This window comes from Microbacterium barkeri (assembly GCF_027921765.1).
Lineage (GTDB): Bacteria > Actinomycetota > Actinomycetes > Actinomycetales > Microbacteriaceae > Microbacterium > Microbacterium barkeri.
In genome coordinates, this window is sequence record NZ_BSEJ01000013.1 from 88,156 (window position 1) to 114,319 (window position 26,164).

General features: G+C 71.3%; 28 protein-coding genes. 19 read left to right on the forward strand and 9 right to left on the reverse strand.

Going from position 1 to position 26,164, the window contains the following annotated elements; translation table 11 throughout:
* Positions 1-15 precede the first annotated feature (15 nt).
* Entirely contained in the window at positions 16-957 is a 942-nt protein-coding gene (locus PKE79_RS13195) for an SDR family oxidoreductase (protein ID WP_271174165.1), read from the reverse strand.
* 143 nt (positions 958-1,100) lie between these two features.
* Between PKE79_RS13195 and PKE79_RS13200 the strand changes: the two genes are divergently transcribed.
* The 6 genes from PKE79_RS13200 (at position 1,101) to PKE79_RS13225 (ending at position 5,399) form a co-directional block, all read left to right on the forward strand.
* Complete coding sequence (locus tag PKE79_RS13200; RefSeq protein WP_271174166.1) at positions 1,101-1,943, forward strand: helix-turn-helix transcriptional regulator; 843 nt, start codon at positions 1,101-1,103, stop codon at positions 1,941-1,943.
* Between the two features lie 36 nt (positions 1,944-1,979).
* Positions 1,980-2,843, forward strand: a complete 864-nt coding sequence (locus PKE79_RS13205; RefSeq protein ID WP_271174167.1) for a serine hydrolase domain-containing protein — start codon at positions 1,980-1,982, stop codon at positions 2,841-2,843.
* Positions 2,844-2,910: 67 nt separating this feature from the next.
* Complete coding sequence (locus PKE79_RS13210) at positions 2,911-3,141, forward strand: DUF433 domain-containing protein (protein WP_271174168.1); 231 nt, start codon at positions 2,911-2,913, stop codon at positions 3,139-3,141.
* 26 nt (positions 3,142-3,167) lie between these two features.
* Positions 3,168-3,491 (forward strand): DUF5615 family PIN-like protein, encoded by a 324-nt coding sequence (locus PKE79_RS13215; RefSeq protein ID WP_336619521.1) that lies wholly within the window; start codon positions 3,168-3,170, stop codon positions 3,489-3,491.
* A gap of 24 nt (positions 3,492-3,515) precedes the next feature.
* Complete coding sequence (locus PKE79_RS13220; protein ID WP_271174170.1) at positions 3,516-4,391, forward strand: serine hydrolase domain-containing protein; 876 nt, start codon at positions 3,516-3,518, stop codon at positions 4,389-4,391.
* 135 nt (positions 4,392-4,526) lie between these two features.
* A complete protein-coding gene (locus PKE79_RS13225) occupies positions 4,527-5,399 on the forward strand; it encodes a serine hydrolase domain-containing protein (RefSeq protein ID WP_271174171.1) in 873 nt (290 codons plus the stop codon).
* A gap of 19 nt (positions 5,400-5,418) precedes the next feature.
* Here the strand turns inward: PKE79_RS13225 and PKE79_RS13230 are convergent, their stop codons facing one another.
* Positions 5,419-5,997, reverse strand: a complete 579-nt coding sequence (locus PKE79_RS13230) for a TetR/AcrR family transcriptional regulator (protein ID WP_271174172.1) — start codon at positions 5,995-5,997, stop codon at positions 5,419-5,421.
* 122 nt (positions 5,998-6,119) lie between these two features.
* On the opposite strand from PKE79_RS13230, the gene PKE79_RS13235 reads away from it, so the two are divergent.
* The 5 genes from PKE79_RS13235 (at position 6,120) to PKE79_RS13255 (ending at position 12,257) form a co-directional block, all read left to right on the forward strand.
* Positions 6,120-7,280 carry an MFS transporter gene (locus tag PKE79_RS13235; protein ID WP_271174173.1) on the forward strand — a complete coding sequence of 387 codons (1,161 nt, stop codon included), beginning with the start codon at positions 6,120-6,122 and terminating at the stop codon, positions 7,278-7,280.
* A gap of 84 nt (positions 7,281-7,364) precedes the next feature.
* Positions 7,365-8,207: a hypothetical protein gene (locus tag PKE79_RS13240; protein ID WP_271174174.1), complete on the forward strand. Its 843-nt coding sequence runs from the start codon at positions 7,365-7,367 to the stop codon at positions 8,205-8,207.
* 134 nt (positions 8,208-8,341) lie between these two features.
* On the forward strand, positions 8,342-9,451 hold the full coding sequence (locus PKE79_RS13245; protein ID WP_271174175.1) for an ABC transporter ATP-binding protein: 1,110 nt from the start codon (positions 8,342-8,344) through the stop codon (positions 9,449-9,451).
* A complete protein-coding gene (locus tag PKE79_RS13250; protein ID WP_271174176.1) occupies positions 9,448-10,236 on the forward strand; it encodes an efflux permease Rv1217c-related protein in 789 nt (262 codons plus the stop codon). Before PKE79_RS13245 ends, PKE79_RS13250 begins: the two co-directional genes overlap by 4 nt.
* A gap of 311 nt (positions 10,237-10,547) precedes the next feature.
* The gene (locus tag PKE79_RS13255; protein ID WP_271174177.1) at positions 10,548-12,257 is read left to right on the forward strand and encodes a cytochrome c biogenesis protein DipZ; all 1,710 of its coding nucleotides are present in this window, start codon (positions 10,548-10,550) and stop codon (positions 12,255-12,257) included.
* A gap of 58 nt (positions 12,258-12,315) precedes the next feature.
* Here PKE79_RS13255 and PKE79_RS13260 read toward each other — a convergent pair whose 3' ends face one another.
* Both PKE79_RS13260 and sigK read right to left on the reverse strand, forming a co-directional pair.
* Positions 12,316-13,128 carry an anti-sigma factor gene (locus PKE79_RS13260; protein WP_271174178.1) on the reverse strand — a complete coding sequence of 271 codons (813 nt, stop codon included), beginning with the start codon at positions 13,126-13,128 and terminating at the stop codon, positions 12,316-12,318.
* Complete coding sequence (gene sigK, locus PKE79_RS13265; protein ID WP_271174179.1) at positions 13,125-13,727, reverse strand: ECF RNA polymerase sigma factor SigK; 603 nt, start codon at positions 13,725-13,727, stop codon at positions 13,125-13,127. The genes PKE79_RS13260 and sigK overlap by 4 nt, the downstream gene beginning before the upstream one ends.
* Before the next feature lie 144 nt (positions 13,728-13,871).
* Here sigK and PKE79_RS13270 point away from each other — a divergent pair, with 144 nt between their 5' ends.
* Positions 13,872-14,561 carry a fasciclin domain-containing protein gene (locus PKE79_RS13270; protein ID WP_271174180.1) on the forward strand — a complete coding sequence of 230 codons (690 nt, stop codon included), beginning with the start codon at positions 13,872-13,874 and terminating at the stop codon, positions 14,559-14,561.
* Between the two features lie 107 nt (positions 14,562-14,668).
* Entirely contained in the window at positions 14,669-15,436 is a 768-nt protein-coding gene (locus PKE79_RS13275; protein ID WP_271174181.1) for a hypothetical protein, read from the forward strand.
* A 155-nt stretch (positions 15,437-15,591) separates the two neighbouring features.
* Here the strand turns inward: PKE79_RS13275 and PKE79_RS13280 are convergent, their stop codons facing one another.
* The 5 genes from PKE79_RS13280 to PKE79_RS13300 form a co-directional block, all read right to left on the reverse strand.
* Positions 15,592-16,692: a Gfo/Idh/MocA family protein gene (locus PKE79_RS13280; protein WP_271174182.1), complete on the reverse strand. Its 1,101-nt coding sequence runs from the start codon at positions 16,690-16,692 to the stop codon at positions 15,592-15,594.
* Positions 16,689-17,462: a ThuA domain-containing protein gene (locus tag PKE79_RS13285; RefSeq protein WP_271174183.1), complete on the reverse strand. Its 774-nt coding sequence runs from the start codon at positions 17,460-17,462 to the stop codon at positions 16,689-16,691. The genes PKE79_RS13280 and PKE79_RS13285 overlap by 4 nt, the downstream gene beginning before the upstream one ends.
* A 29-nt stretch (positions 17,463-17,491) precedes the next feature.
* A complete protein-coding gene (locus PKE79_RS13290) occupies positions 17,492-18,346 on the reverse strand; it encodes a carbohydrate ABC transporter permease (protein WP_271174184.1) in 855 nt (284 codons plus the stop codon).
* Between the two features lie 10 nt (positions 18,347-18,356).
* Positions 18,357-19,274: a carbohydrate ABC transporter permease gene (locus PKE79_RS13295; protein WP_271174185.1), complete on the reverse strand. Its 918-nt coding sequence runs from the start codon at positions 19,272-19,274 to the stop codon at positions 18,357-18,359.
* 62 nt (positions 19,275-19,336) lie between these two features.
* Entirely contained in the window at positions 19,337-20,560 is a 1,224-nt protein-coding gene (locus PKE79_RS13300; RefSeq protein WP_271174186.1) for an ABC transporter substrate-binding protein, read from the reverse strand.
* Between the two features lie 159 nt (positions 20,561-20,719).
* On the opposite strand from PKE79_RS13300, the gene PKE79_RS13305 reads away from it, so the two are divergent.
* The 6 genes from PKE79_RS13305 to PKE79_RS13330 all read left to right on the forward strand — a co-directional run bounded on the left by PKE79_RS13305 (position 20,720) and on the right by PKE79_RS13330 (position 26,071).
* Positions 20,720-21,736 carry a LacI family DNA-binding transcriptional regulator gene (locus tag PKE79_RS13305; protein ID WP_271174187.1) on the forward strand — a complete coding sequence of 339 codons (1,017 nt, stop codon included), beginning with the start codon at positions 20,720-20,722 and terminating at the stop codon, positions 21,734-21,736.
* Between the two features lie 96 nt (positions 21,737-21,832).
* Positions 21,833-22,204 carry a GntR family transcriptional regulator gene (locus PKE79_RS13310; protein ID WP_271174188.1) on the forward strand — a complete coding sequence of 124 codons (372 nt, stop codon included), beginning with the start codon at positions 21,833-21,835 and terminating at the stop codon, positions 22,202-22,204.
* Positions 22,205-22,218: 14 nt separating this feature from the next.
* Positions 22,219-23,130 carry an ABC transporter ATP-binding protein gene (locus tag PKE79_RS13315; protein WP_271174189.1) on the forward strand — a complete coding sequence of 304 codons (912 nt, stop codon included), beginning with the start codon at positions 22,219-22,221 and terminating at the stop codon, positions 23,128-23,130.
* Complete coding sequence (locus tag PKE79_RS13320) at positions 23,127-23,858, forward strand: hypothetical protein (RefSeq protein WP_271174190.1); 732 nt, start codon at positions 23,127-23,129, stop codon at positions 23,856-23,858. Before PKE79_RS13315 ends, PKE79_RS13320 begins: the two co-directional genes overlap by 4 nt.
* 108 nt (positions 23,859-23,966) lie before the next feature.
* Complete coding sequence (locus PKE79_RS13325) at positions 23,967-25,193, forward strand: NAD(P)/FAD-dependent oxidoreductase (protein ID WP_271174191.1); 1,227 nt, start codon at positions 23,967-23,969, stop codon at positions 25,191-25,193.
* Positions 25,190-26,071 carry an RNA polymerase sigma-70 factor gene (locus PKE79_RS13330; protein WP_271174192.1) on the forward strand — a complete coding sequence of 294 codons (882 nt, stop codon included), beginning with the start codon at positions 25,190-25,192 and terminating at the stop codon, positions 26,069-26,071. Before PKE79_RS13325 ends, PKE79_RS13330 begins: the two co-directional genes overlap by 4 nt.
* Positions 26,072-26,164: the final 93 nt, after the last annotated feature.

The following is a 26,164-nucleotide window of genomic DNA, read 5'->3' on the forward strand; positions in this document are numbered from 1 at the left end:
CATGCCGTGAGGGGCCTACGCCCCGAAGCGCACGCCGGTCAGCTGCTCCGACACCTCCCACACGCGGCGCGCGTCCTCGACGCTGCGCAGCGGACGGTACAGCGCGTGCTCGGCGGGAGCTCCCCCGAGGTGGCCGGGCCCGCTCGGGCCGTAGAGCGCACCGGGCTTCGCCGTCGCGTCCGTCGCCGCCATGAGCGCCGGGAGCCCCGCGCTCTCCAGCGTGCCGAGAAGGATGCCCCGGGCCGACAGCCAGCGGATGATCCGCACTCCCATCGTGTCGCCGCTGCGCCCGATCTCGGGCCGCGCGGCGAGCAGACTCGTCGGAGCCACCCCCGGATGCGACAGGTTGCTCGTGATGCCCCACCCGTGCGCACGACTGCGGCGCTCGAGCTCGAGGCCGAACAGCCCGAAGGCGATCTTCGACTGGCTGTACGCGCGCTGCCCGTCATAGCGGCGCTCCCACTGCAGGTCGTCCCAGTTGATCCGTCCGCGCCGCGCCGCGATGCTCACCTGCGACGTGACCCGCGCCCGTCCCGCGCGCAGCAGCGGCAGGATCCGCCCGACGAGCGCCACGTGCCCCAGGTGATTCGTCCCGAACTGCAGCTCGAAGCCATCCGCCGTCGTCTGCCTCGCCGGCGGCGTCATCACCCCGGCGTTGTTCACGAGGAGGTGCACGGGGCGGCCCTCCTCGAGAAGGGTGTCGCCGAGCGCCGCGACGGAGTCGAGCGACGACAGGTCGAGCGCGCGCAGCACGAGCCGCGCGTCGGGGTGGCGCGAGCGGATGGCCGCGGCCGCGGCCTCGCCCTTCGCCGCGTTGCGGACGGGCATCACGACCTCGGCGCCAGCCGCAGCGAGGCGCTCGGCGATGACGAGTCCCATGCCGTCGCTCGCGCCCGTGACGATCGCGCGCTTGCCGCGCAGGTCGGGGATGGTGATGTCGATCGGATGGCGTGGCATCGGCGTACTCCTCGGCTCGGATGGCTGTCGCATCGATGCTCGTCGGGTGCGGCAGGCGCATCCAGGGACTGCCGATCCGCCCCTCGCGAGAGGGGGATCCGCGATCCGTGGCACGCGCGGCCCGGGTCGTGTGAGATGGGGACGTGACCACGATCGACCGACCCGCGCTCGCGGAGTTCCTGCGGCGGCGCCGCGAGGCACTCCAGCCCGAGGACGTGGGCCTCGCCCGCGGAAGCCGACGCCGCACGGCCGGGCTGCGCCGCGAGGAGGTCGCCGCGCTCTGCCACATGTCGACGGACTACTACGCGCGTCTCGAACGCGAGCGCGGGCCGCAGCCATCCGCTCAGATGCTCGCCGCGATCGCGCAGGGCCTGCGCCTCTCGCTCGCGGAGCGCGACCACCTGTTCCGGCTCGCGGGTCAGCAGCCGCCCGATCGCGGGTCATCCGAGCACGTCAGCCCGGGGCTCATCCGCATCCTCGATCGCCTGACGGACACCCCCGCCGAGATCGTCACGGAGCTCGGCGAGACCCTGCGGCAGACGCCCGCCGGCGTCGCGCTCACGGGTGATCTCACGGCGCACGAAGGCCCGTTCCGGAGCATCGGGTACCGATGGTTCGCGGATCCCGATGCTCGGCGGCTCTACGCCCCCGAGGAGCATACGTTCCTGTCGCGGATGTACACCTCGGGGCTGCGCGAGCTCGCCACGCTGCGCGGTCCGTCGTCGCGCGCGGCGCGGTACGCCGAGCTGCTCCTGGCCGAGAGCGCGGAGTTCCGCGAGCTGTGGGAGCGCCACGAGATCGGCATCCGGCCGCGCGACGTGAAGCACTTCGTCCATCCCGAGGTCGGCGCCCTCGAGTTGCAGTGCCAGCGGCTCATCGACCCGGAGCAGTCGCACTGCCTGCTCGTGTACACCGCGACGCCGGGCTCGGAGAGCGCCGAGAAGCTGCGCCTGCTGTCGGTGATCGGCGCGCAGTCGCTGGCGTGAGCCGCGGGGTGACACCGACCCTGGGAGACTGAGGACGTGACCCGCGCGCAGACCCTTCTCGATCGCATCGTCCGCAGCGCCGAGGAGCAGGGCTTCGTCGCCCACGGCGTGCACGTCCGCATCGGCGACGACACGGCCGCGCACCTCTGGGCCGAGGACATCCGCCGCGACATCCACTCCGCCGCGAAGGGCGTGTGCGTGATCGCGGCGGGCATCGCCTCCGACGAGGGCCTGTTCGATCTCGACGCCCCTGTCGCGACGTACCTTCCCGGCATCGCGCTCGGCGAGGGCGTCGACGCCGTCACGACGCGGCACCTGCTGACGATGACGAGCGGCATCGACTTCCCGTGGTCGGAGACGATGATGACCGACTGGCCCGATCTGGCGCGGGAGTTCCTCGGGCGTCCGTCGCAGGGCCGCGTCTTCCAGTACTCGAATGCGAGCACGTACACGGCCATGCGGGCGCTGGGCGCGGTCGTCGGAGACGTGCACGCCTGGCTCGAGCCGCGGCTGTTCGCGCCGCTCGGCATCGCCGACTCGGCGTGGGAGCGCTGCCCGAACGGGTGGATCGTCGCGGGCGGCGGCCTCTCGCTCACGCTCGACGAGTTCGCACGGATCGGTCGCCTCATCCGAGATGGCGGGCGGTGGGATGGCCACCAGCTCGTCTCGCGCGGATGGATCGACGCGATGCACAGCGACTGGATCGAGCGCGACGCGAATCCGGGGTACGAGCGCTACGCCCTCGCCGGCTGGGGAGGGCCCGGCGAGGCGTGGCGGCTTCACGGCGCGTATGGTCAGCTGCTCATCTTCCTCGACGATGCCGTCGTGACGATCACGGCCGACGATCACTTCGGCGCCGACGAGATGGCGGCGAAGGCGGTCGCGGCGCTCGAGTCGTGAACGGGGCGTTTCGGACCGCTTCGTCCCCATACGGGTGCGTTCGCACCCAAATGGGTACCCTGTCGTCATGAGCCGACTCGAGCGCATCACCGTCGATCCGGCTGTCATGCACGGGCAGCCGACCGTCCGAGGGCTTCGCTACTCGGTGTCGCTGATCCTCGAGCTGCTCTCCTCGGGCATGTCGATGGACGAGATCCTCGAGGACTACGCCGACCTCGAGCAGGACGACATCCTCGCGGCGCTTGAGTACGCAGCCCGGCTTGCGGGCGGGCGTCTGGAGATGTTCGACGCCGCATGAGATGCCTTGTCGACGCACAGTTGCCAATGCGCCTCGTGCGTTGGCTCCGCGAGCAGGGCGTCGATGCGGTCCATTCATCCGAGCTCCCCGGGGGAAATCACTCCACTGATCACTCGATCGCTCGTCTCGCCGACCGCGAGGACCGCATCGTCGTGACCAAGGACGCCGACTTCGTCACGTCGAATGTCCTGGAGGGAACGCCCCGCCGCCTCCTTGTCGTACGAACCGGCAACGTCAGGAACGCGGAGTTGGTGGCGCTGTTCCAGGCGCACTTCGCGGAGATCGCCGCCGCACTCGAGCGGCACAGCGTGGTCGAACTCCACCGCACGCACCTCCGCGTGTCCGATTAGACGCACCCCTGGCAGACTGACCGCGTGACCGCGGCACAGACAGCCCTCGCCCGCTTCGTCCGCGCCGTCGATGCAGAAGGGCTCGGCGCGTACGGCGCGCACGTCCTCAGCGGCGACAGCACGGCGGAGCACCGTTGGCGCAGCGACGACCGCGAGAACGTCTACTCCGTCTCGAAGGGCGTCTCGGCGCTCGCGATCGGCATCGCGATCGACGAGGGCCTCGTGACGCTCGACGAGCCCATCCGCTCGTACCTCCCCGAGCTGGAGTTCGGCGCGGGTGCCGAGGAGGTCACCCTCCGGCACCTCCTCACCATGACGAGCGGCATCGACTTCGCGTGGTTCGGCGACGAGCCGGTCCGCTGGGACGACCTCGCTCAGGAGATGCTGCGTCGGCCATCCCGCGGGCGCGTCTTCCAGTACTCCGACGCGAGCACGTATGTCGCGATGCGGGTTCTCGGCGCCCGCGTCGGCGACGTCCGCGACTGGCTGCTGCCGCGGCTGTTCGATCCGCTCGGCATCCACAATCCTCAGTGGCATCGTTGCCCGCTCGGATGGATCGTCGGCGGCTCGGGACTCGAGCTCCGCACGTCCGAGCTCGCCCGAATCGGGAGACTCCTTCGCGACCGCGGAGCGTGGGATGGCCGGCAGCTCGTCTCCGCCGAGTGGATCGACGCGATGCACGGCACCTGGGTCGACGTCGGACAGCCCCCATATGCCCGCTACGGCATAGCCGTGTGGGAGGGCCCCGGTGACGCCTGGCGCCTCGACGGACGCTACGGCCAGTACGTCATCGTGCACGAGCGACGCGACGCCGTCCTGACGATCACCGCGCACGAGGAGTCCCGCGACCACCGTCTGGCCGAGCTGGCCGTCGAGGCGCTCGACGGGTCCATCCCCTGACCCATGTCTCACTCGCCGCGGGTTTCCACCCCGCTTACCCGCGGCAATCGAGACATGCAGACCTGCCACGGCACCGGGTCAGTGGGCCGCGCGGGCCCTCGACGGAACCCCGCAGGCGCCTGGCAGACTGAACCGATGACCTCGGCACAGGCCATTCTCGACCGATACGTCCGAGCCGTCGATGCAGAGAACCTCGGTGCCTACGGCGCGCACGTGCTCATCGACGACGACGACGACGCCGAGCACCGGTGGCGCAGCGACGACCGCGAGAACGTCTACTCGATCTCCAAGGGCGTCTCGGCCCTCGCGGTCGGCGTCGCGATCGACGAAGGCCTCGTGAGCCTGGATGAGCCCATCCACTCTTATCTCCCCGGCATGCGGCTCGGCGAGGGCGTCGAGGAGGTGACCCTTCGGCACCTCCTCACCATGACGAGCGGCATCGACTTCGAGTGGTTCGCGCTCGACCCCGTGCCCTGGCCCGACCTCGCGCAGGAGATGCTGCGCCGGCCATCCCGCGGCCGCGTCTTCCAGTACTCCACCGTCAGCACGTACGTCGCGATGCGCGTGCTCGGCGCGGTCGTCGGCGATGTGCGCGACTGGCTCCTGCCGCGCCTGTTCGATCCGCTCGGCATCCACAACCCGCAGTGGCATCGCTGCCCTGCCGGATGGATCGTCGGCGGCAGCGGCCTCCAGCTCCGCACCGAGGAGGTCGCGCGCATCGGGCGGCTCCTCCGAGACCGCGGAGCGTGGGATGGCCGGCAGCTCGTCTCCGCGGATTGGATCGACGCGATGCACTCCGATTGGGTCGACACCGGAGCGCCCGAGCCATCCGCGCGGTACGGGCTCGCGGCCTGGGGCGGGCCGGATGGCACCTGGCGGCTCGACGGGCGCTACGGCCAGTACGCGATCATCGACCCAGCCCGGAACGCGGTCTTCACGATCACCGCGCACGAGGAGACACGCGATGCCCGCCTCGGCGAGCTCGCCGTGGAGGCGCTGCGCGGGTGACCCGTGATCGGGCCCCGCGTCACGGGGCCGCGAGGCGACGTGCGGCCTCGACGACCGCCGCGCGATAGCGCTCGTCGTCGGTCCCGACGCCCGTGATCATCCGGACCACCTGCGGCACCAGCGCGCCGTATCCCGCGAGCGCGAGCAGGAGCACGTGCAGCATGTCGGCATCGAGCGAGGTCGTGAGCGCGCCTGCGTCCTGCGCCACCCGGATCTCATCGGTGCGGCGCGCGTACCGCTCGACGCGCTTCTCCTCATCGGGCACCGCGTCGGTGTAGGCCAGCGCCTCCCACGCGAGCAGGCGGATGAGCTCGGGATGCGCCTGATTGAAGTCGACCAGTCGCGACTCGAATCCGCCGACATCGTCGATGCCGGTGGCGACGTACGGAACCGACACCGCCCCCTCCGCGACCTTCTCGCGAAGCACGAGCGCGAACAGCTCCGGCTTGCCGCCGAAGTAGTTGTAGACCCGCTCCTTGTTCACGCCCGCGCGCTTCGCGATCCGCTCGATCGTCGTGCCGTGCTGGCCGTGCGCGACGAACTCGTCCGTCGCCGCCTCGATGATCTTGCGCTTCGTGCCCTCGACGTCCCAGGCCATCCGCTTCCCCATTTCCAACGCCAGCGTTGCTTATTGCCCTCCACGGTACTACAGTGACTTCCAACGTGACCGTTGGATTTAGTGAAGAAGGCACCATTACCGAGTCAGCCAGCCCCCGAGGGATGTCCGCGGGCGCAACGCTCCTCTTCGCCATCGCGGCGGGCGCCGCCGTCGGCAACCTCTACTGGGCGCAGCCGATCCTCGACGTGATCGGCGCGGACGTCGGCGTCTCCGCGAGCACCGCTGGCCTCATCATCACGGTGACGCAGCTCGGCTACGCCGTCGGCGTGTTCTTCCTCGTCCCGCTCGGCGACGTCGTCGACCGCCGGCGCGCCATCCCGCTCTTCATGCTGCTCGCCGCGGCCATGCTCGGCTTGAGCGCCCTCGCGCCGACCTTCCCGATCCTGCTCGCGACGCTCGGGCTCGTGGGCGTGAGCACGGTGTCGGGGCAGTTCCTCGCGCCGCTCGCAGGCGACCTCGCGACCGACCCGCAGCGCGGGCGAGTGCTCGGCACCGTCGCCTCGGGGCTGCTGCTCGGCATCATGATCGCGCGCGCCGTGAGCGGCATCGCGACCGACCTCATCGGATGGCGCGCGCTCTACGCCCTCATCGCGCTCGTCATGGTCGTGCTCGCGTTCGTCATGTGGCGCTCCCTGCCCCGGCTCGAACCGCGAGCGCGGGTGTCGTACCCCGCGCTCCTGGCATCGGTGCTGCGCACGCACCTCGTGAGCGCGACCGCGCGGTCGGTGGGGCTCATCGGCGCGGCGGCGATGGCGAGCTTCACGCTCTTCTGGACCGCACTCACCCTCCTCCTCTCGGCCGAGCCCTTCGGCTTCTCCGCGACCCAGATCGGCCTCGTCAACCTCGTCGGGATCGGCGGCGCGGTCGCGGCGCAGCTCGTGGGGCGCCTCTACGACCGCGGACTCGCCGTGCCGGCGATCGGCGCGGGTCTCGTGCTGGCCATCCTCGCGTTCGCCGTGTCGGGAGTCGCGCCGCACTCGCTCGTCGCGGTGATGGCGTCGATCGCCCTGTACTCGATCGGCGTGCAGTCGGTCATGGTCCTCACCCAGACCCGCATGCTCGCCATCGACCCGTCGGCGCGCAGCCGGCTGAACACGGTGTTCGTGGTGGGCAACTTCCTCGGCGGCTCGGTCGGCTCGACCCTCGCGGTCGCACTGTGGGATCTCGGCGGGTGGCCGCTCGTCATGGTCGCCGCCGCGGCCATCCTCGCGTTCGCCCTGGTCGTCTGGACCATCCAGCGCCGACGCTCGCTCGCCCTCTGACCCGACGCCTCTTGGGCATGTCCCCGGAGGCTCGGGGCTCGAGGGCCGCTCCCCACGAGGGAGCTCCGCGCCTAGCATGGACGCGTGCAACCCCTCCTCGACTTCCTCGGCGACTACTGGTGGCTCGTCTTCCCGTTCATGGGCGTCGCCAGCGGCTTCGGCGGATGGTGGTCGAAGCAGTCGAAGGAGCGTCACAAGCGCCGCCTCGAGCTGATCAAGGCGAAGAGCGAAGCCCGCGCGGTCGAGATGCAGGCGCGGGCGCAGCTCAAGGCGTCGAAGGCGCAGGATGGCCCCGCAGAAGACATCGAGGCCGACGACGCGGCGAGTCGGCAGGCCAGGCTCGCCCGCCTCATGGCGACGCACGACGAGGTCATGCACCGCTGGCTCGACTACGAGCTCGACGTCGCGAAGCTCATCGCGTTCCCGACGATGAGCGACGGCCGCCAGCCGCTGACGGCCGCGTTCCTGCGGGCGAAGAAGGTGGCGGATGGCCTCCGCCCGGCATCCGCGGACGTCAAGATCGATGCGGCGACGCTCGCGGAGTACCGCGACGCCGTGCACGACTTCGAGGTCGCGTTCGACATCGCCGAGCAGGATGCCCGACGCGTGCGCGATAGCGGCTTCACCGAGGACGAGCGCCGTCGCCTCGACCGCGCGCAGCAGCTCCTCCGCACCGCGGTCGATCAGTCGGCGACAGCGGCCGAGCGCCAGATCGCGTACAAGCGCGTGCGCGAGGAGCTCGACGGGCTGATCGTCCTGTCCGATGACGCCGTGGAGGTGCTCGAGAAGCAGGTCGCCCCCGAACTCGAGGCCGGGCGCCCCGCCGCGACCCCGAAGTCCCGGGAGACCCCGGAGGACCGAGCGACCCCGGAGCCCCCGGCGCAGCCCGAGCGGACGCCCCTGCGCCCGCCGGCGCCCGAGGCCTGAGCCCTCCTGCGGCACCACCTCGACGACGACCGCGAGCCCGCGCACGCGAGATCGCCGCCGCCGTGCTGCGGCATTGAGCGGACGCGCGCTCGCGACCCTTTGGCATCCGCCGGCGCGACGCTACGTTGAAGCTCATGGCGGCGATCGAGACGAAGGCGCTCCACAAGCGGTACGGGCAGCACACGGCCCTGCACTCCCTCGACCTGCGGGTCGAGCCGGGCACCGTGTTCGGGCTCATCGGCCCGAACGGCGCCGGCAAGACGACGACGCTGCGCATCCTGCTCGATGTCATCCGACCATCCGGAGGCGAGGTCCGCGTGCTCGGCGAGGACCCGCAGCACGGCGGCCCCGCGCTGCGCCGCCGCATCGGCTACGTCCCCGGCGAGCTGCGGCTGGATGGCCGCACGACCGGGCGCGGGATGCTCGACTTCTACGCGAAGGTCTCCGGCCCCGTGCCGGCCGGGCGAATCGACGAGCTCGCCGACCGGCTCGGGCTCGACCTCGACCGCCGCGTGCGCACCCTCTCGAAGGGCAACAAGCAGAAGCTCGGGCTCGTGCAGGCGTTCATGCACGAGCCCGAGCTGCTCATCCTCGACGAGCCGACGAGCGGCCTCGACCCGCTCGTGCAGCGGGCGTTCCTGCAGCTCGTGCGCGAGGCGCGCGACCGCGGGCAGACGATCCTCCTGAGCTCGCACGTGCTGAGCGAGATCCAGCAGGCGGCCGATGAGGTCGCCGTCCTGAGCGCCGGCCGCGTCGTCGCGGCGGGCGACGTCGCCTCGCTGCGCCTCGGCGCCGTGCGCCGCATGCGCGCGGGCATCGCAGACGCCTCGGTCGCATCGGTGCGGGACGCGCTCGGCCGGACCGGCGCGGAGACGACCCTGCATGACCTCGAGGTGACGGATGGCACGGGCCATGTCCGCGTGGCGGTCACGATCGAGGGCGACGTCGACCCGATCGTGAAGGCGCTCGCTCGGTTCCGCGTCGTCGACCTCACCCTCGAGGAGCCCGACCTCGAGGAATCCGTGCTGCGGCTGTACGGCGAGGGAGCGGGCGCAGAAGCCGCCCCGTCCCGCCGGGAGGCGACGCCGCCCTCATCCGCGCCCGCGGACCCGCCGCCATCCTCGCCCGCACCATCCGACCCGCCGCGCCTCCGACGCGACCGCCGGCGACAGCCATCCGAAGCCGCCTCATCCGGAGACCTGCCGTCCGCCGGGCCGGTCCAGCACGAGGGAGGCGCGCGATGATCCCGGTGTTCATCCGCACGCTCGTGGAGTCGTGGCGCGGCCTCCTCGTCTGGACGCTCGCACTCACCGCCGTGATGATGCTCTACCTCTCGCTCTACCCGAGCATCGGCATCGACGGGCAGATGATGCAGATGCTCGAGACCCTGCCGCCCTCGCTTGTCAACACCCTCGGCTTCGACCAGATCACGTCGGGCGCGGGCTACGCGCAGGCGACGTTCTACGGCATCCTCGGGTTCGTCCTGCCGACGGTCGCCGCGATCGGCTGGGGCTCCGCCGCGGTCGCGGGCGCCGAGGAGCAGGGGCGCCTCGAGCTCGACCTCGCCCACGGCATCTCGCGCACGGGCTACGTCGCCGGGCAGGTGCTCGCCCTCGTCGCACGGCTCGCATGGCTCGGCGTCTACTCGGGGTGCCTGCTGCTCGCCGTGAACTCGCCGTTCGAGCTCGACCTCGCGCGCGAGAACGTCATCCCGCAGACGCTCGCCGCGATCGGGCTGTGGCTCTTCAGCGGCGGGGTCGCGCTGCTCGTCGGCTCCCTCTTCGGCCGCCGCGCGTGGGCGACGGGTGCGGGTGCGCTTGTCGCGGCGGCGGCGTTCCTCTTCAACGGCGTGGCCAACCAGAACGACGACTTCGACGCGCTCCGCGCCCTCTCCCCGTACTCGTGGGCCTATCACGAGAGCCCGCTCCGCGAGGGATGGACGGATGGCCTCTGGCCGCTGTGGATCGGCGTCGTGCTGCTCCTCGCGGGGAGCGTGGTCGCGCTCACGCGCCGCGACCTGCGCGGCTGACCCCGCGGGAAGCGAGACACGCACGACCGACACCCGCCGGAAACGAGACACGCACAGCCGACCCCCGCCGGAAGCGGGACATGCACGGCCGCCCCGGCTGAAGCGGGACACAACGCAGGAGAAACCGGGCCGCCCGCGCCCAGACCTCGCGGAATCCCGCGGCTCCCCTCAGCGCGCGCTCGCAGATCTCCTGCACTGTGTCCCGCCCACCCCGCCATCCCGCCGCCCCTCCGAGCCGCGGACTGCCATCCCGGCCCCAATCCGCTCGACCTCCCGCCACGAAGAGGCGTCAGCGGAGAAGGGAAGCGCACATGTCACTGGCCATCATCGGGTTCCTCGGCGGACTGATCACGGGGATCTCGCCGTGCATCCTCCCCGTCCTGCCCGTCATCTTCCTCACGGGCGGGGCGCAGTCCGCCCGGAGCGGCACCGGCGACGGCAGCGTCTCGCGCTGGCGCCCCTACCTCGTCGTGCTCGGCCTGATGACGAGCTTCACGCTCGTGACGCTGCTCGGATCCCTCGCGCTCGGCGCGCTCGGCCTGCCCCAGGGCGTCATCCGCTGGGTCGGCATCGCGCTCCTCGCGCTGATCGGCCTCGGGCTGCTCGTGCCCGCGTTCGAGCGGCTCCTCGAGAAGCCGTTCACCTGGCTGCCACAGCGCGAGGTCTCGAACCGCCGCAACGGGTTCGCCGTCGGGCTCGCGCTCGGCACGGTCTTCGTGCCCTGCGCGGGGCCGGTGCTCGCGGCGATCATCGTCGCGGGGTCGACCGGCCGCATCGGCCCTGAGACCGTCGTCCTGACGATCGCGTTCGCGGTCGGCGTGGCCATCCCGCTCCTGCTGTTCGCGCTCGCGGGGCGCGGAGTCATCGAGCGCATCCGCGCCTTCCGCCGTCGCGAGCGGGGACTGCGGATCGCGGCCGGCGTCGCCATGCTCGCCCTCGCGGTGGGCCTCGTGCTCGATGTCCCGGCCGCGCTCCAGCGGCTCGTGCCCGACTACACCTCGACGCTCCAGCAGCAGCTCGCCGAGGATGAGGGCGTGCAGGACGCGCTCGACCTCGGCGGCATCGTCACCGACGAGAACCGCGATCTCGATCAGTGCACCAACGGAGCCGACGAGCTCGAGTCCTGCGGCACGGCGCCCTCGATCCGCGGGATCGAGCAGTGGCTGAACACCCCGGGCGGCGCGCCCGTCGACCTCGAGAGCCTCCGCGGCGAGGTCGTGCTCATCGACTTCTGGGCCTACTCGTGCATCAACTGCCAGCGCAGCATCCCGCACGTCGTCGCGTGGGACGCGGCGTACCGCGACGCGGGGCTGCGGGTCATCGGCGTGCACTCGCCCGAGTACGCATTCGAGAAGGACGCGGCCAACGTGCAGGCGGGCGCCGACGCCTTCGGCATCTCCTATCCGGTCGCCCTCGACAACGACCTCGCGACGTGGACGAACTACCGCAATCGGTACTGGCCCGCCCACTACCTCATCGACGCCGACGGGACGGTCCGGCACATCTCGTTCGGCGAGGGCAACTACGCCGCGACCGAGCGGATGATCCGCGAGCTCCTCGTCGATGCCGACCCCGCGGTCGCGCTCCCCGACCCGACCGCCGTCGACGACCGCACCCCTGTCGATCCCGATCGCACGCCCGAGACGTTCCTCGGCTGGACGAAGGACGTCAACTACGCGGGCGCCACACCGTACACGGGCGGCACGGCCCGCTTCGCCCTCCCCGACGAGCAGCCTCGCGACACGTTCGCGCTCGAGGGCACCTGGACCATCGAGACCCAGTTCGCGACCCCGGCCGAGGCGCCCGCGACCATCCGCCTCGCCTACTCCGCGAGCGAGGTGCGCATCGTCCTCGCGGGCGAGGGGAGCATCACCGCGCGCGTCGACGGCGGAGCGCCCGAGGAGATCGCGGTCTCCGGCACGCCGCGCTCGTACGAGCTGCGCAGCGGCGACGCGGCCGAGGGCGAGATCGAGGTGACGGTCGATCCGGGCGTGGAGGTCTACTCCTTCACGTTCGGCTGAGCCGCGGGCACAGGAGCGGCGGATGGCCCCGGGCCGTCCGCCGCTCCCGTCGCGTCACTCAGTCGGTCGGCATCACGGCGATCGGCTCGGTCGTCGGGACGCCGGTCGGCGACCCGCCCTCCTGCTCGATCGTGACGGCGACGACGTCGCCGGGCGCCAGCTCTCCGTCGAGCAGGAGCGGCTCGTCGACGCCGCCGTCGAACACCCCTGCTGGGATCGGCTCGTCTCCGCGCACGAGCCAGAGCTCGTACTGGCGGCCCTCGTCGAGCGCCGGCGCCTCATCGGCGAGCACGACGACCTCGCCGACCGAGTGCGACCAGTGCATCTCGATCGCGCCCCCGCCCGGCAGCTCGCCCTCGAGCACCTGCCCGTCTTCGGCCTGCGCGATCTGCTCGAGCGCCACGACGGCGTCGGGCCGGTCGAGCAGACGCCCGATCGTGAGCGCCGAGAGCCCGACCGCCGCGACGACCGCGACGGAGGCCGCGAGCGCGAACCAGCGGCGGCGGCCCGGGCGCGCCAGCCCGGATGGCGCGGGCCCGGATGCCGCACGCCCGGCAGGCGCGGATGGCACGGGCTCAGCAGGCGCGGATGGCGCGGGCCCAGCAGGCGCGTCGGCGCTCTCCTCAGGTGCCACGTCCGCGGGAGCCGCGGCTCCCGCGATCCGCGCGAGCAGCTGGTCCCGGATGGCGGCGGGCGGCGCGACCTCGGGCGTCGCATCGGCAAGCAGCGCGGCGGTCTCCTCGTCGCGCTGCGCACGGGCGCGCAGCGCGGGATCCGCGGCGAGCGCCTGCTCGAGCCGGGCGGCGTCCTCGGGCGACAGCGCGTCGAGGGCGCGGCCGGCGAGCAGCTCGTCGAGGTCCTTCTCGGTCATGCCGGCACCCCCATCCAGGTCCTCAGGCGCGACAGCCCGTCGCGCATCCTCGTCTTCACCGTTCCCAGCGGCGTCGCGGTCATGGCCGCGATCTCGCTCTGCGAGTATCCCCCGTAGTACGCGAGGGTGAGCGCCTCGCGCTGCGCCTCCGGCAGGCTCTGGAGCGCCTCGACGACGCGTCGTCCCTCCATGCGGAGCTCCACATCCTCGGCGACCCCGTCGAACGGCACTCCGAGGTCCCGGAAGCCCACGCGAACATCCCGGTCGGTGCTCGCCTGCGCGGATCGCACGCGGTCGACCGCTCGGCCGTGCGCGATGGTGAGGACCCATGTCCTCCCCTGACCTCTGTTCGGAGAGAAGCGCGCGGCGGATTGCCAGATCTCCAGGAAGACCTCCTGCAGCACCTCCTCGCTCTGCGCGCGGTCGACGAGCACCCGCAGGATGAGGCCGAAGACGCGACCCGAGAGCATGTCGTAGAGCGACGCGAAGGCGCCCTGATCGCCGTCCGCGATGCGCACGAGGAGGTCCGCGACGTGGTCGACGGGTCCGTCGGCGTGCTCGCCCACCTCGACGCCGTCGATCACCATGCCCACAAGCATGCCGCATCCCGTCGCGGGCGGTCCGCGGGCCATCCCGACGCGATTTCGAGATCGACCCATCCGATCCGCCGACCACCCCGAATACGACGTGAAAGCCGAGAGGCACCGCCCCTCGGGGCACCCACCGTTGAAGAGGAGAACGCCATGTCCACGAAGAAGTCCACGTTCGCCGGCGCTGCCGTCCTGTCGCTCGTCGCCGTCTTCGGCCTCGCCGCCTGCAGCAGCGGCGCCACCACCGCCGAGGAGGAGCCGACGTCGGGCGATTCCGGCATGGTCGAGGAGTCGGCCGCGCCCGAGGAGACGACCCCCGAGGAGAGCCCCGAGACGATGGCCGACTCGGCCGCGAACCTCGTCGGGCCCGGCTGCGCCGACTACGCCGAGGCAGTGCCGGATGGCGCGGGCTCGATCGAGGGCATGTCCGCCGACCCCGTCGCGGTCGCGGCGTCGAACAACCCGCTGCTGACGACCCTCGTCTCGGCCGTGTCGGGAGAGCTGAACCCCGACGTGAACCTCGTCGACACGCTCAACGGCGACGAGTTCACGGTCTTCGCCCCCGTCGACGACGCGTTCGCGCAGATCGACGAGGCCACGATCGAGACGCTCAGCACCGACGCCGACCTGCTGACGTCGATCCTCACCTACCACGTCGTCCCCGGCCAGATCGCTCCCGACGCGATCGCCGGCACCCACACGACCGTTCAGGGCTCCGACCTCGAGGTGACCGGATCGGGCGACGCCCTCATGGTGAACGACGCGACCGTCATCTGCGGCGGCGTCCAGACCGCCAACGCGACGGTCTACCTCGTCGACACGGTGCTCATGCCCGCGCAGTGACCTCCGAGGGGGGAGGGACGGCGGGCGGTCGGGCGCGAGCCCGGCCGCCCGCCGTGCACCCAGGAGCCTCTGCGTCTGCGCCCGAGTGCGCCGAGTATCCTCCGACCATGAAGGTCGCACGCGCAGCCGCCGCTCTCGCTCTCGCCGCCGCGATCGCGGGCTGCGCGGCGCAGACGCCGCCCGACGAGACGGCGCCCGAGGAGCCCGCCGCACCCGCGCCGACGGCGGAGACCGCGCCGGCCACGGTGACGCCGACGCCGAGCGGATGGACCGCACCCGACTCGTGCGCGGGGATCGAGGCGGGCGCCACCGTCGGCGGAGCGGACCTCGGGGCCTGCGTGCAGGACGTCCTCGTCGCGCAGGGGTCCGGGCGGATCGGCCTCAGCGGCCCGATGCTCCGCGGGACGGTGGACTTCACCTTCGAGCCCGACTATGCATTCCACCTCGACGGCACGGGAGGCACGGACATTCCGTTCGACCTCTGGTTCGTCGACGGCGCGCACTGGCTCGACCGCGGCGACGGCGCCGTCGAGGCCGACGCGTCATCCGACGACCGCGACCAGCAGATCGCCGCTGAGGCCGCCGAGTACGCCGCCCCGTTCTCGGACCCGCGGGCGATCGCCGAGCTCATCGCGGCGAGCCCTGCGTGGGAGGTGGCCGCGGAGCCGGCCGCCGCGGGCGTCTACCGCATCGCAAGCACCGCGCCGTTCCACTGGAAGGAGGTCGACGTCGACACGTTCGTCCTCCGCCTCGCGTCCGATGCGACGCCGCTGAGCGCCGAGATCGCCCTCACCGTGCACGGCTTCGCCGGAACCGTGACGCAGACCTTCGAGCGGCTCGGTCAGCCCGTCGAGATCACGGCCCCGACGGGCTGAGCCGGGATCGGCTTGCGACGTTTCGACTCGCGGAGACCCGTGTCGAGCGAGGGAGCGCAGCGACCGAGTCGAGACATCGCTCAACGACCGAGAAAGAGCTCGCTCAACGACCGAGAAAGGCGAATTCGCGCTCAACGACCGCGTCGAAACATCGCTCACCGACGCGGAAGGAGCACCTCGGCGCGCCAGTGCTCGAGGACCTCGCGCACCGCGTCATCCTTCTCGTCGACGAGCGCGGCCTCGTACGCCTCCTCGATCACCGTCGCGATGCGCACGCGGCGGCCCGTCGAGGCTGAGCGAACAGCCGCCTCCACCATGGCGAGGCTCGCGACGTTCGACCGGGCGTCGGTCGAGGGCGTCTCCCCCGCGCGCACGGCGGCCACGAACTCGGCGAGCGAGCCCTCGATCTGCTCGGGAGCCGTGTCGAGCTCCTGCTCCACCGACCCGACTCCGATCTCCGCGCGCGGCGCGCCATCGCCATCCCACTCGGCCGATCCGGCCTCGCCGCTGATGCGCCACCGGCCGTTCCAGGAGGTCTCGAGCCCCGGCGCGCACCAGCTCCCGCTGTAGGTGTAGCGCGCCCCGCCCTCGAACTCGAAGACCGCGACGGCGTTCGCGTCGCCGCGGTACCAGCTCCACCTCGGGTTGTACTCCTCGGCGTACACCGCGACCGGGTCGCGGCCGATGAGATACCGCGCGGCGTCGAACTGGTGGATGGCCATGTCGACGAGGAGCACGTGCTCCATCTCCTCGCGGAAGCCGCCGAAGTGCGGGGCCCGGAAGAAGTCGGTCGTCACGGCGCCGATCTCGCCGAGCCGCTCGGTCTGCCGCTTGAGGGCGCGCAGCCCGTCGAAGTACCGGCGCGACTGGCTGATCATGAGCAGGCGGCCGTGCACCTCGGCGGCGGCCGCCTGGCGCAGGGCGTCCGAGACGGTCGGCGCCGCCGGCTTCTCGCACAGCACGGGGTAGCCCGCGGCGAGCGCCTCGACATTCACGGGCAGGTGGGCGACAGGCACCGTGACGTTCACGACGACGTCGGCGCCGACCGCGCGCGCGACCTCTGCCGCCGACGTGCCCACGGCGACGTCGGTCAGGCCCGCGTCGGCGAGCGCGTCGTGCGCGGTCGTCATGTTGAGGTCGACGAGCCCGACGAGCTCCGTCTCATCCGAGGCGGTGATCGCCCCGATCCAGGCCCGGCCCATCCCGCCGGCCCCGACCTGCACGACGCGCAGGCGGCCATCCGATTGTCCGGTCAATTGTGCATCGCCCCTTCGTAGCCGCGTCCGTTGTAGAAGTCCTCGGTCTCGTACCGCAGCAGCGTCGGCACCGAGCGCTCCGGACGAAGAGTCTGCGCCCACGCGACGCCGTTCGCGATGACCTTGCGCACCTCGGCCTGGTGGTACACGGGGTAGTCCTGGTCGCCCGGGCTGAAGTAGAAGATCTTGCCGTAGCCGCGGCGGTACGTCATGCCGCTGCGGAACACCTCGCCGCCCGAGAACGTCGAGAGGAACACGAGCTCGTCGGGGGCCGGCACGTCGAAGAACTCCCCGTACATCTCCTGCGCGGGGATGATGAACGGATGCGGCACGCCCTGCGCGATCGGGTGGGTCGGGTCGACCGTCCACACGATCTCGCGGTCGTCCTTCGACCGCCACCGCAGCGTGCACGTCGTGCCCATGAGCTTCCCGAAGATCTTCGACCAGTGCCCCGAGTGAAGCACGAGCAGGCCCATCCCCGCCAGGACGTGCTGGTGCACGCGCTCGACGACCTCGTCCGCCACCTCTCCGTGGGCCGCGTGCCCCCACCACACGAGCACGTCGGTCTCGGCGAGCACCTCCTCGGTGAGACCGTGCTCGGGGTCGTCGAGGGTCACGGTGCGCACCGACACGCGGTCGCCGAGGTTCTCCTCGATGCCCTCCTTGATCGTCGTGTGCATGCCGTCGGGGTAGATGTCGCGCACGTTCTGCTGCACCTGCTCGTGGCGGTTCTCGCCCCAGACGATCACGCGGATCGGGTTGTTCGTCATCGATGTGTCCTTTCAGAGGTTCCGGAGGCTTACTTGACCGCGCCGCCCATCGCCCCGGCGGCGATGTAGCGCTGCGCGAGCAGCAGGAGGAGGATCGCCGGCAGCGACGACAGCACGGCCGTCGCCATCACGGCGCTCCAGTTCGACACCTGCGTGCCGAGGTACTGGTAGATGCCGAGCGTGACCGGGCGGATGTCGGGCGTCGTCGTGAGCGTCAGGGCGAAGAGGAAGTCGCTCCACGCGAAGAGGAACGCGAACAGGCCCGCCGTGATGAGCGCGTTCTTCGACACCGGCAGCACGATCGACCAGAACGCGCGGAACTGGCCAGCGCCATCCACGCGCGCGGCCTCGATGATCGAGGGGTGCACGTTCATCATGAACGCGCGCAGCACGAGGATCGCGAACGGGATCGCATGCGAGGCGTCGGCGAGGATGAGCCCGGCGACGGTGTTGAGCAGCCCGAGGTCGTTGTACGCCGCATAGAGCGCGTTGGCGATGACGATGCCGGGGATCATCTGCGCGATGAGGATGACGAGCAGCGCGATGTTGATCCAGCGGTACCGGAACTGCGCGAGCGCGTACGCCGCCGGCGCCGCGATGCCGAGACTCACGACGACCGCGCCGACCGACACGATGAGGCTCGTGAGGAGGTTGCGGCCCTGGTCGGCGATCGCGCGCTCGTACCCCGCGAAGCTCGGCTCGAGCGGGATGAGCGCGGCGTTGAGCGTGTTGCCGGACGGCTGCAGCGACGCGTTCACCATCCAGTAGACGGGGAACAGCATGATGCCGAGGAACAGCAGGCCGAGCGCCGTGTAGATGAGCGGACGCCGGCTTCCGGCCCGTCGCGCGGCGCGCGGGTCGACCGTGATGAGTGCGGTGGTCATGGTCGTCTCCCTACTCGTCCACGGCCTTGCGGGTGCCGCGCAGGTACACGAACGCGAACACGAGCGAGATGAGGATGAGGATGTTGCTGAAGGCCGCGCCCACGCCGAACTCGAAGTCGATGAACGAGGTCTGGTACGAGCGGATGGCGATCGTCTGCGTCGCGTTCGCCGGCCCGCCGCCCGTGAGGCCGAGGATCACGTCGAGCACCTTGAGCGTGTAGACGACGCCGAGCACGAGCACGACGCCGATGACGGCGCGCAGGTTCGGCAGCGTGATGTGCCAGAACGCCTTCCACCCCGTGGCGCCGTCGAGCGACGCGGCCTCGTAGAGCTCGCCCGGGATGTCCTGCAGCCCGCCGTAGAGCAGCGTGACGTTGAACGGGATGCCGACCCAGATGTTCACGAGGATGACCGCGATGAGCGCGACGTCGGGGCTCGTGAGCCACGGCACGGCGTTCAGCCCGATCGCCGTGAGGAACTGGTTGAGGATGCCGCTGTCCTGATCGAGGATCGATCGCCACGTCGCGCTCGCGACGATGAGAGGGAGCAGCCAGGGCAGCAGGAGCATCGCCCGCATGAAGCCGCTCAGCGGGAAGCGCTTCTGGAAGAACACGGCGAGCGCGAGGCCGATCACGAACTGGCCCGCGAGCGATCCGAGCGTGAACAGCAGGGTGTTGACGATGGCCGGCCAGAAGAGGTTGCTCGTGACCGCCGTGACGTAGTTCTGGAGGCCGACCCAGGGCGCCTCGCCCGTGAAGAAGGTCTTGGTCGTGTACTCCTGGAAGCTCATCATCAGGTTCTTGACGATGGGATAGCCGAAGTACAGCAGGATGTAGACCCCCGCGGGGATCACGAAGAGCGCCTTGACGAAGTCGTCGCGCTGCAGCCGTCGGCGCGGACGTCGCGCGGTGGACGGGATCGAGGTCATCAGCGTCCTCTTCCTCGGGCCGGCCGAGCGCTCGCGCGCCCGGCCGGACGACGGATGGTGGATCAGCCCTGCGAGGCCTGCTCGAAGGCCTCGGCCGGCGTGGCCTTGCCGGTGATCGCGAGCTGGATCGCGTCGTAGATCACGGTGGCGGCCTCCGGCCAGTCCTCGCCGAGCTTGCCCGTGCGGGCGCGGGCGTCCTTGATCTGCTCCGCGAAGGCGGCCATCTGGGGCACCTGCTCGACGTACGCGTCGATGAGGTCGGTGCGTGTCGGCACGAGGTAGCGGCTCTCGGCGAGCGACATCGAGATGTCGGGGCTCGACATGCACTCGACGAACTCAGCCGCCTTGGCCTGCTTCGCCTCGTCGCCGGTCTGCGGGACGGTCCACACCTCGCCGCCGAGCGGAGCCACGGGGGTCTGGCCCTCCTCGTTCACGGGCACCTGCACCGAGTCCCACTCGACGTCGGTCTCGGCGAGCGCGGGGATCTGCCACGGGCCGTTGATCATCATCGCGGCCTTGCCCGCGACGAACTGGTCCTTGACGTCGCCCTGCTTCCAGTTGACGACGCTCGGCGAGGCGGATCCCGACTCGACGAGGTCGACCCACAGCTGCAGCGCCTCGGCGACCTCGGGGCTCGTGAGGTCGGTCTCGTCGCCGCCGTTCGTCCACATGAACGGCAGGAACTGCCAGCTGCCCTCGTAGTTCGCGATGGCCGAGAACGCGATGCCGTACTGGTCGCCCTGCGTGAGCTTGGCGGCGGCGTCCTTGAGCTCGTCCCACGTCTTCGGCGGCTCGATGCCGGCCTCCTCGAGCGCGGTCACGTTGTAGAACAGGCCGAGCGTGTTGACGGCCGGCCCGATGCCGTAGACCTCGCCCTCGTACGTCGCGGCGTCGAGGATCCCCTGCGCGAAGCCCGAGGTGTCGACGTCGAAGTCGCTGAGCGGCGCGAGTCCGCCGGTCGCGGCGATCTCCTGCACGTCGGGGTTGTCGAGCATGAGCACGTCGGGCAGCGTGCGCGACGACGAGCGCTGGAGCACGGTCTGGATGAGGTCGGCGCCGGGGACGGTCTCGCGGTCCAGCTCGACGCCGACCTCGGCGGCGCAGGTGTCGAGGGCCTCCTGCACGAGGGTCTTGTCGGGCTCGTTGTTGTAGTAGTCGAGCACGGTGAGCGTGTCGGCGTCGCCGGAGCCCTGGCCGCCGCCTGCCCCGCCGCTGCACGCGGCGAGAGCGAGGGGGACGGCGGCGAGGGCCGCGGTGGCGGTGAGAGCGCGGGTCCTGGTGCGCATGGCGATACTCCTTCGTACGCGGTGGCGGGGGCGGATCCAGCGCTTCCCTTCGGGCGGTTAAGCGCTTAGATGCTGTGTGAAAGAGTATGGGTTCGGGAGCGGTAAGTTGTCAACCCCACGGTTTGCCCCGGCTCGATCTCGGGAGAGGAGGATGATCGGATGGCCACGATGCAGCAGGTCGCGGAGCGCGCGGGCGTGTCGATCGCGACTGTCTCCTTCGTCGTGAACGGCTCGAAGAAGGTCCTCCCCCACACCCGCGAGCGCGTCGAGGCAGCCATGCGCGAGCTCGGCTACTCGCGGAACCACGCCGGCAGCGCCCTCGCCCGCGGGCGGACCGACATCATCGCGCTCCTCTACCCGGCCTTCGAGCGGAACCTCAGCGGAACGGCCATGACGTTCTTCACGAGCGCCGCCGACCGCGCGCGCGAGCGCGGGTACACGCTCGTGCTCTGGCCCGCCCACAACGAGGCCGCGGAGATCACAGAGCTCACCGCGAGCGGCCTCGTCGACGGCGTGCTCCTCATGGAGGTCCAGCTCGAGGACGGGCGAGTCGACCGCCTCAAGGAGGGGCGGACGCCCTTCGCCCTCATCGGGCGCACGCAGGATCCGGAGGGGATGGCCTGGGTCGACGTCGACTTCGCCTCCTCGGTCGAGACCGCGATCGAGGAGCTCGTCGCGCTCGGCCACACGTCGATCCTCTACATCTCCGGCGCGACCGAGAAGCGCTTCGTCGCGCACGGAGGCGTGGCCCGCGCCCGCGAGTCGTATCTCCAGACCATGGCGCAGTCGGGACTCACGGCGACGACGCTGACCTGCGGGGAGAACTCGGCGGCCGGTCGCCTCCTCGCCGCCGAGCTCGTGGAGCACCACCCCGACGCGACCGCGATCATCCTCATGAACGAGCATGCCGCGCCGGGGCTCGCCATCGGGCTCGCGCAGCACGGCGTGCGGGTGCCCGACGACCTGTCGATCATCTCGATCGGGACATCGGCGCACATGGCCTCGATGGCCGAGCCCGTCCTCACTCACATGGACTCCCCCGCCGCCGAGCTCGGCCGACTCGGTGTCGACGCGATCATCGAGCGCATCAACGAGCCCGACCGCCCGCTGCCGCAGACGCTCATCCCCTGCACGCCGGGCGAGGGCGCCTCCGTCGCGCGCGCTCCCCGCCGCTGACCGCAGCCATCCGAGATCCCTCTCGAAGAGGGGTTGACGCGCGCCTGCTTCCATGGTTCATTAGTCGAGTAACTAACCGACCAACCGGAGGTCGCCGTGATCGAAGAAGGCAAGCCCCTGTTCGTGCAGATCGCCGAGCAGGTCGAGGACTCGATCGTCGACGGGAGCCTCGCCGAAGAGGCGCAGGCGCCGTCCACGAACGAGCTCGCCGCCTTCTACCGGATCAACCCGGCGACCGCCGCGAAGGGAGTGAACATGCTCGTCGACAAGGGAGTTCTCTACAAGCGCCGCGGCATCGGCATGTTCGTCTCCCCGGGGGCGCGCGAGCTGCTGCTCGGCGAGCGGCGCAGCGCGTTCGCCGACCGCTACGTGCAGCCCCTGCTCGTCGAAGCCCGCAAGCTCGGGCTCGGGCCCGACGACGTCGCCGACCTCGTGCGCGAGCACGCCGCCCAGACCGCCTCTTCGTGATCGAGAAGGACACCATGAACCCCGTCATCGAGGTCCGGAACCTCACCAAGCGCTACAAGGACAAGCTCGCCCTCGACGATGTCAGCTTCGACATCGAGAAGGACACGATCTACGGCTTCCTCGGCCGCAACGGCGCCGGCAAGACGACCGCCATGTCGATCCTCACGGCCCAGAACTTCGCCACGAGCGGCGAGGTGCGCGTCTTCGGCGAGCGCCCCTATGAGAACGCGCACGTGCTCAGCCGCATGTGCTTCGTGCGGGAGAGCCAGAAGTACCCCGACGACGCGACCCCGCGTCACGCGCTGGCCGCCGCGCGGCTGTTCTTCCCGCACTGGGATCAGGACTTCGCCGACGCCCTCGTCGACGACTTCCAGCTGCCGCTCAAGCGCACGATCAAGAAGCTCTCCCGCGGTCAGCTCTCGGCCGTGGGCGTCATCATCGGGCTCGCCTCGCGCGCCGAGATCACGTTCTTCGACGAGCCCTATCTCGGGCTCGACGCGGTCGCGCGGCAGATCTTCTACGACCGGCTGATCGCCGACTACGCCGAGCACCCGCGGACGATCCTCCTCTCGAGCCACCTCATCGACGAGGTCGCCAACCTCATCGAGCGCGTGCTCGTGATCGACGACGGCCGCATCATCATGGACGAGTCGACCGACGACGCCCGCGCGCAGGCCACGAACGTGGTCGGCGACGCCGCCGCTGTGGAGGCGGCCATCCGCGGCCGGGAGGTCATCCACCGCGAGAGCCTCGGGCGCGTGACCTCGGTCACCTTCCTCGGCCCGATCGACCACGCCGAGCGGGCGGAGCTCGCGGCGGCGGGCCTCGACCTCGCCCCCGTCTCCCTGCAGCAGCTCATCGTCCGGCGCACGCAGCGCACCTCCGCGCACACCGGCGCCGGCGCCCAGGAAGGAGCACTCCGATGACCGCTCTCTCGACACCCGAGCACGTCACGCCGCACGGCCGCACGCTCAAGGTCGTGCGCCTGCAGTTCATCAACACGCAGACCTTCATCTGGGTGCCGCTGATCGTGCTCGGCGGTGCGTGGCTCGTGACCCTGCTCGTGTACCTGATCCTCGAGGGCGCCGGCGTCGACGGCCCCAAGTACGGCGGCGGATCGCAGGCCCCGATGTGGTACTTCGCGGTGGTGGGCGCGTATGCGATGACGCTCACCTTCCCGTTCTCGCAGGCGATGAGCCTCACGCGGCGCGAGTTCTTCCTCGGCTCGATGATCGCCGCGGCCGTGAGCGCGCTCGGCCTCTCGGCGGTGTTCGTCGCCATCGGCCTCTTCGAGCAGGCGACCGGCGGATACGGGATCAACGGCTACTTCGCGTACCTCGACTGGGTGTGGGAGGCGGGCGCCCTCGGCGCCGGCTTCACGTTCTTCGTGCTCACCATGCTGTTCTTCACGGTCGGCTTCTGGTTCGCGACGATCTACAAGCGGTTCGGGCCCGCCATGCTGACGGTCGCGATCCTCGCCTCGGTGCTCCTGCTCGTGGGCGTCGCCGCGCTCATCACGTGGCAGCAGGCCTGGCCCGAGGTCGGGGCCTGGGTCATCCAGAGCGGCGCCGTCGGGCTGTCGCTGTGGGGCCTGCTGCTCGGTGCGGTGCTCGCGGCCGGATCGTACGCGACGCTGCGGCGGATGCCCGCCTGACCGCGGATGGCGATGGCCGCTTCCCGAGGGAGGCGGCCATCGCCGCGTCCTGTCACACATCTGCCTCCGCCGGCGTCTCCATGTCGAAGGCTCGACAGAGGAGGCATCATGGGGAACGTGACGGGACGCAGGACCGAGGTCGTCGTCATCGGCGGCGGCTACGCGGGAGTGCTGGCAGCGAACCGCCTCACTCGCCGCGACGACGTGGCGGTGACGCTCGTGAACGCGCGCGATCGCTTCGTCGAGCGGGTGCGCCTCCACCAGCTCGTGGGCGGATCGGATGACGCCGTCGTCGACTTCGGCGACCTGCTCGCGAAGCGGGTCCGCCTCGTCGTCGACACCGTGACCGAGATCGACGCGCCCCGCCGACGGCTCGTGCTCGAGAAGGGCGAGCCGCTCGCGTACGACTACCTCGTCTACGCCGTGGGCAGCACGAGCGGGCCGCTCGAGATGCCCGGCGCCGCGGAGCACGCGCTCCCGCTCGCGACGCTCGAGGAGGCCGAGCGGGTGCGCGCGGCACTCGGGAGCGCTCCCGTCGACGCGCCCCTCGTCGTCGTGGGCTCGGGCCCGCTCGGCATCGAGACCGCCGCGGAGCTCGCCGAGCTCGGCCGCCGCGTGACGCTCGTGTGCGGGCGCGTTCTCAGCCCGTACAGCCACGAGAGCGCGCGCCGGACCATCCGCCGCCGTCTTGAGAGCCTCGGGGTGCGGCTGCTCGAGGGGACGACGGCCGTGCGCGTCACGCGCGCATCCGTCGAGCTCGCCGACGGGCGCTCGATGCCGAGCGCGGTCACGATCTGGACCGCGGGCTTCGCGGCCGCGGATCTCGCGCGCCGCAGCGGCCTCTCGACCGACGCGGACGGCCGACTGCTCGCCGACGAGACGCTCACGAGCATCGACGACGACCGCATCGTCGCGACCGGCGACGCGGCCTCGCCGCAGGGCGTGCCGCTGCGGATGAGCTGCCAGGCCGCGCTGCCGCTCGGGTCGCACGCGGCCGACACGGTGCTGCAGCGGATCGCGGGAGGCACGCCCGCCGGCTTCGACCGCGGCATCGCGGCGATGTGCGTGAGCCTCGGGCGCCGCTTCGGCGTGTTCCAGTTCGCGCGCTTCGACGACACCGCCATCCGGCTGCACGTGCCCGGGAGACTCGGCGCGCTCCTCAAGGAGGAGGCGTGCAAGAGCCCGATCTCGCAGATCAGGGCCGAGGCGCGCCGACCCGGCACGCATCGCTGGCCGGTCAAGGACGGCCGGCGCGCCGAGCGCGTGCGCGCGGCGGCGGATGGCGCGGGCCGGCTCCGCGAGAGCGGCGAGCGCCCGGCGGCGAGCGCGGCATGAGCACCGCCGCGACCGAGGCGTTCGTCCGCCACCGCAACCTGCTCTTCACCGTCGCGTACGAGATGCTCGGCTCGGCCGCCGACGCCGAGGACGTGCTGCAGGAGGCCTGGCTGCGCTGGTCGGGTGTGGACCGGGACGAGGTTCGCGACGAGCGCGCGTACCTCGTGCGGATCGTCACGCGCCTGTCTCTCGATCAGATCCGGACGCTGAGCCGCCGCAAGGAGACCTACGTCGGCGAGTGGCTGCCCGAGCCGCTGCGGACGACCCCCGACGTCGCCGAGGACGTCGAGCTCGCCGAGAGCGTGTCGATGGCGCTCATGGTCGTGCTCGAGACGCTCGCACCCACCGAGCGGGCCGTGTTCGTGCTGAGGGAGGCGTTCGGGTTCGACTACGCCGAGATCGCGGAGTCGCTCGACAAGTCGCCCGCGGCCATCCGCCAGATCGCGCATCGCGCGCGGGCGCACGTGGAGGCCCGTCGCCCCCGGCAGACGGTGTCGACGCGCGAGGCGCGCGTCGCCGTCGCGGCGATGCAGCGGGCGATCGAGGCCGGCGACTTCCAGGCGCTGCTCGACGTGCTTGCGCCCGACGTCGTCATGATCGCCGACGGCGGCGGCCGGAAGCAGGCCGCGGTGCGCCCGATCGTGGGCGCCGACCGCGTCGTGCGCCTGCTCACGGGCGGCATGGCGAAGCACGGCGGGGTGCTGACCTCGGCGCCCGCCGACCTCAACGGCACGCCGGCGCTGCTGCTGTCGGTCGACGGGGAGGTCGACGGAGCCCTGGCGCTGCGCGTCGAGGACGGGCTCGTCACGGGGCTCTACTACGTGCGGAACCCCGAGAAGCTCTCGCGCATCGCGACCGAGACGGCGCTCTCGCGCTAGCTGTACTGCTCAGGGACGTTGTTTGATCTGGCTTCCCTGATGTGACGAGAACCTCCCGGCAGAGTGGAGCTGCTACCGCATCCGCTCTGAACC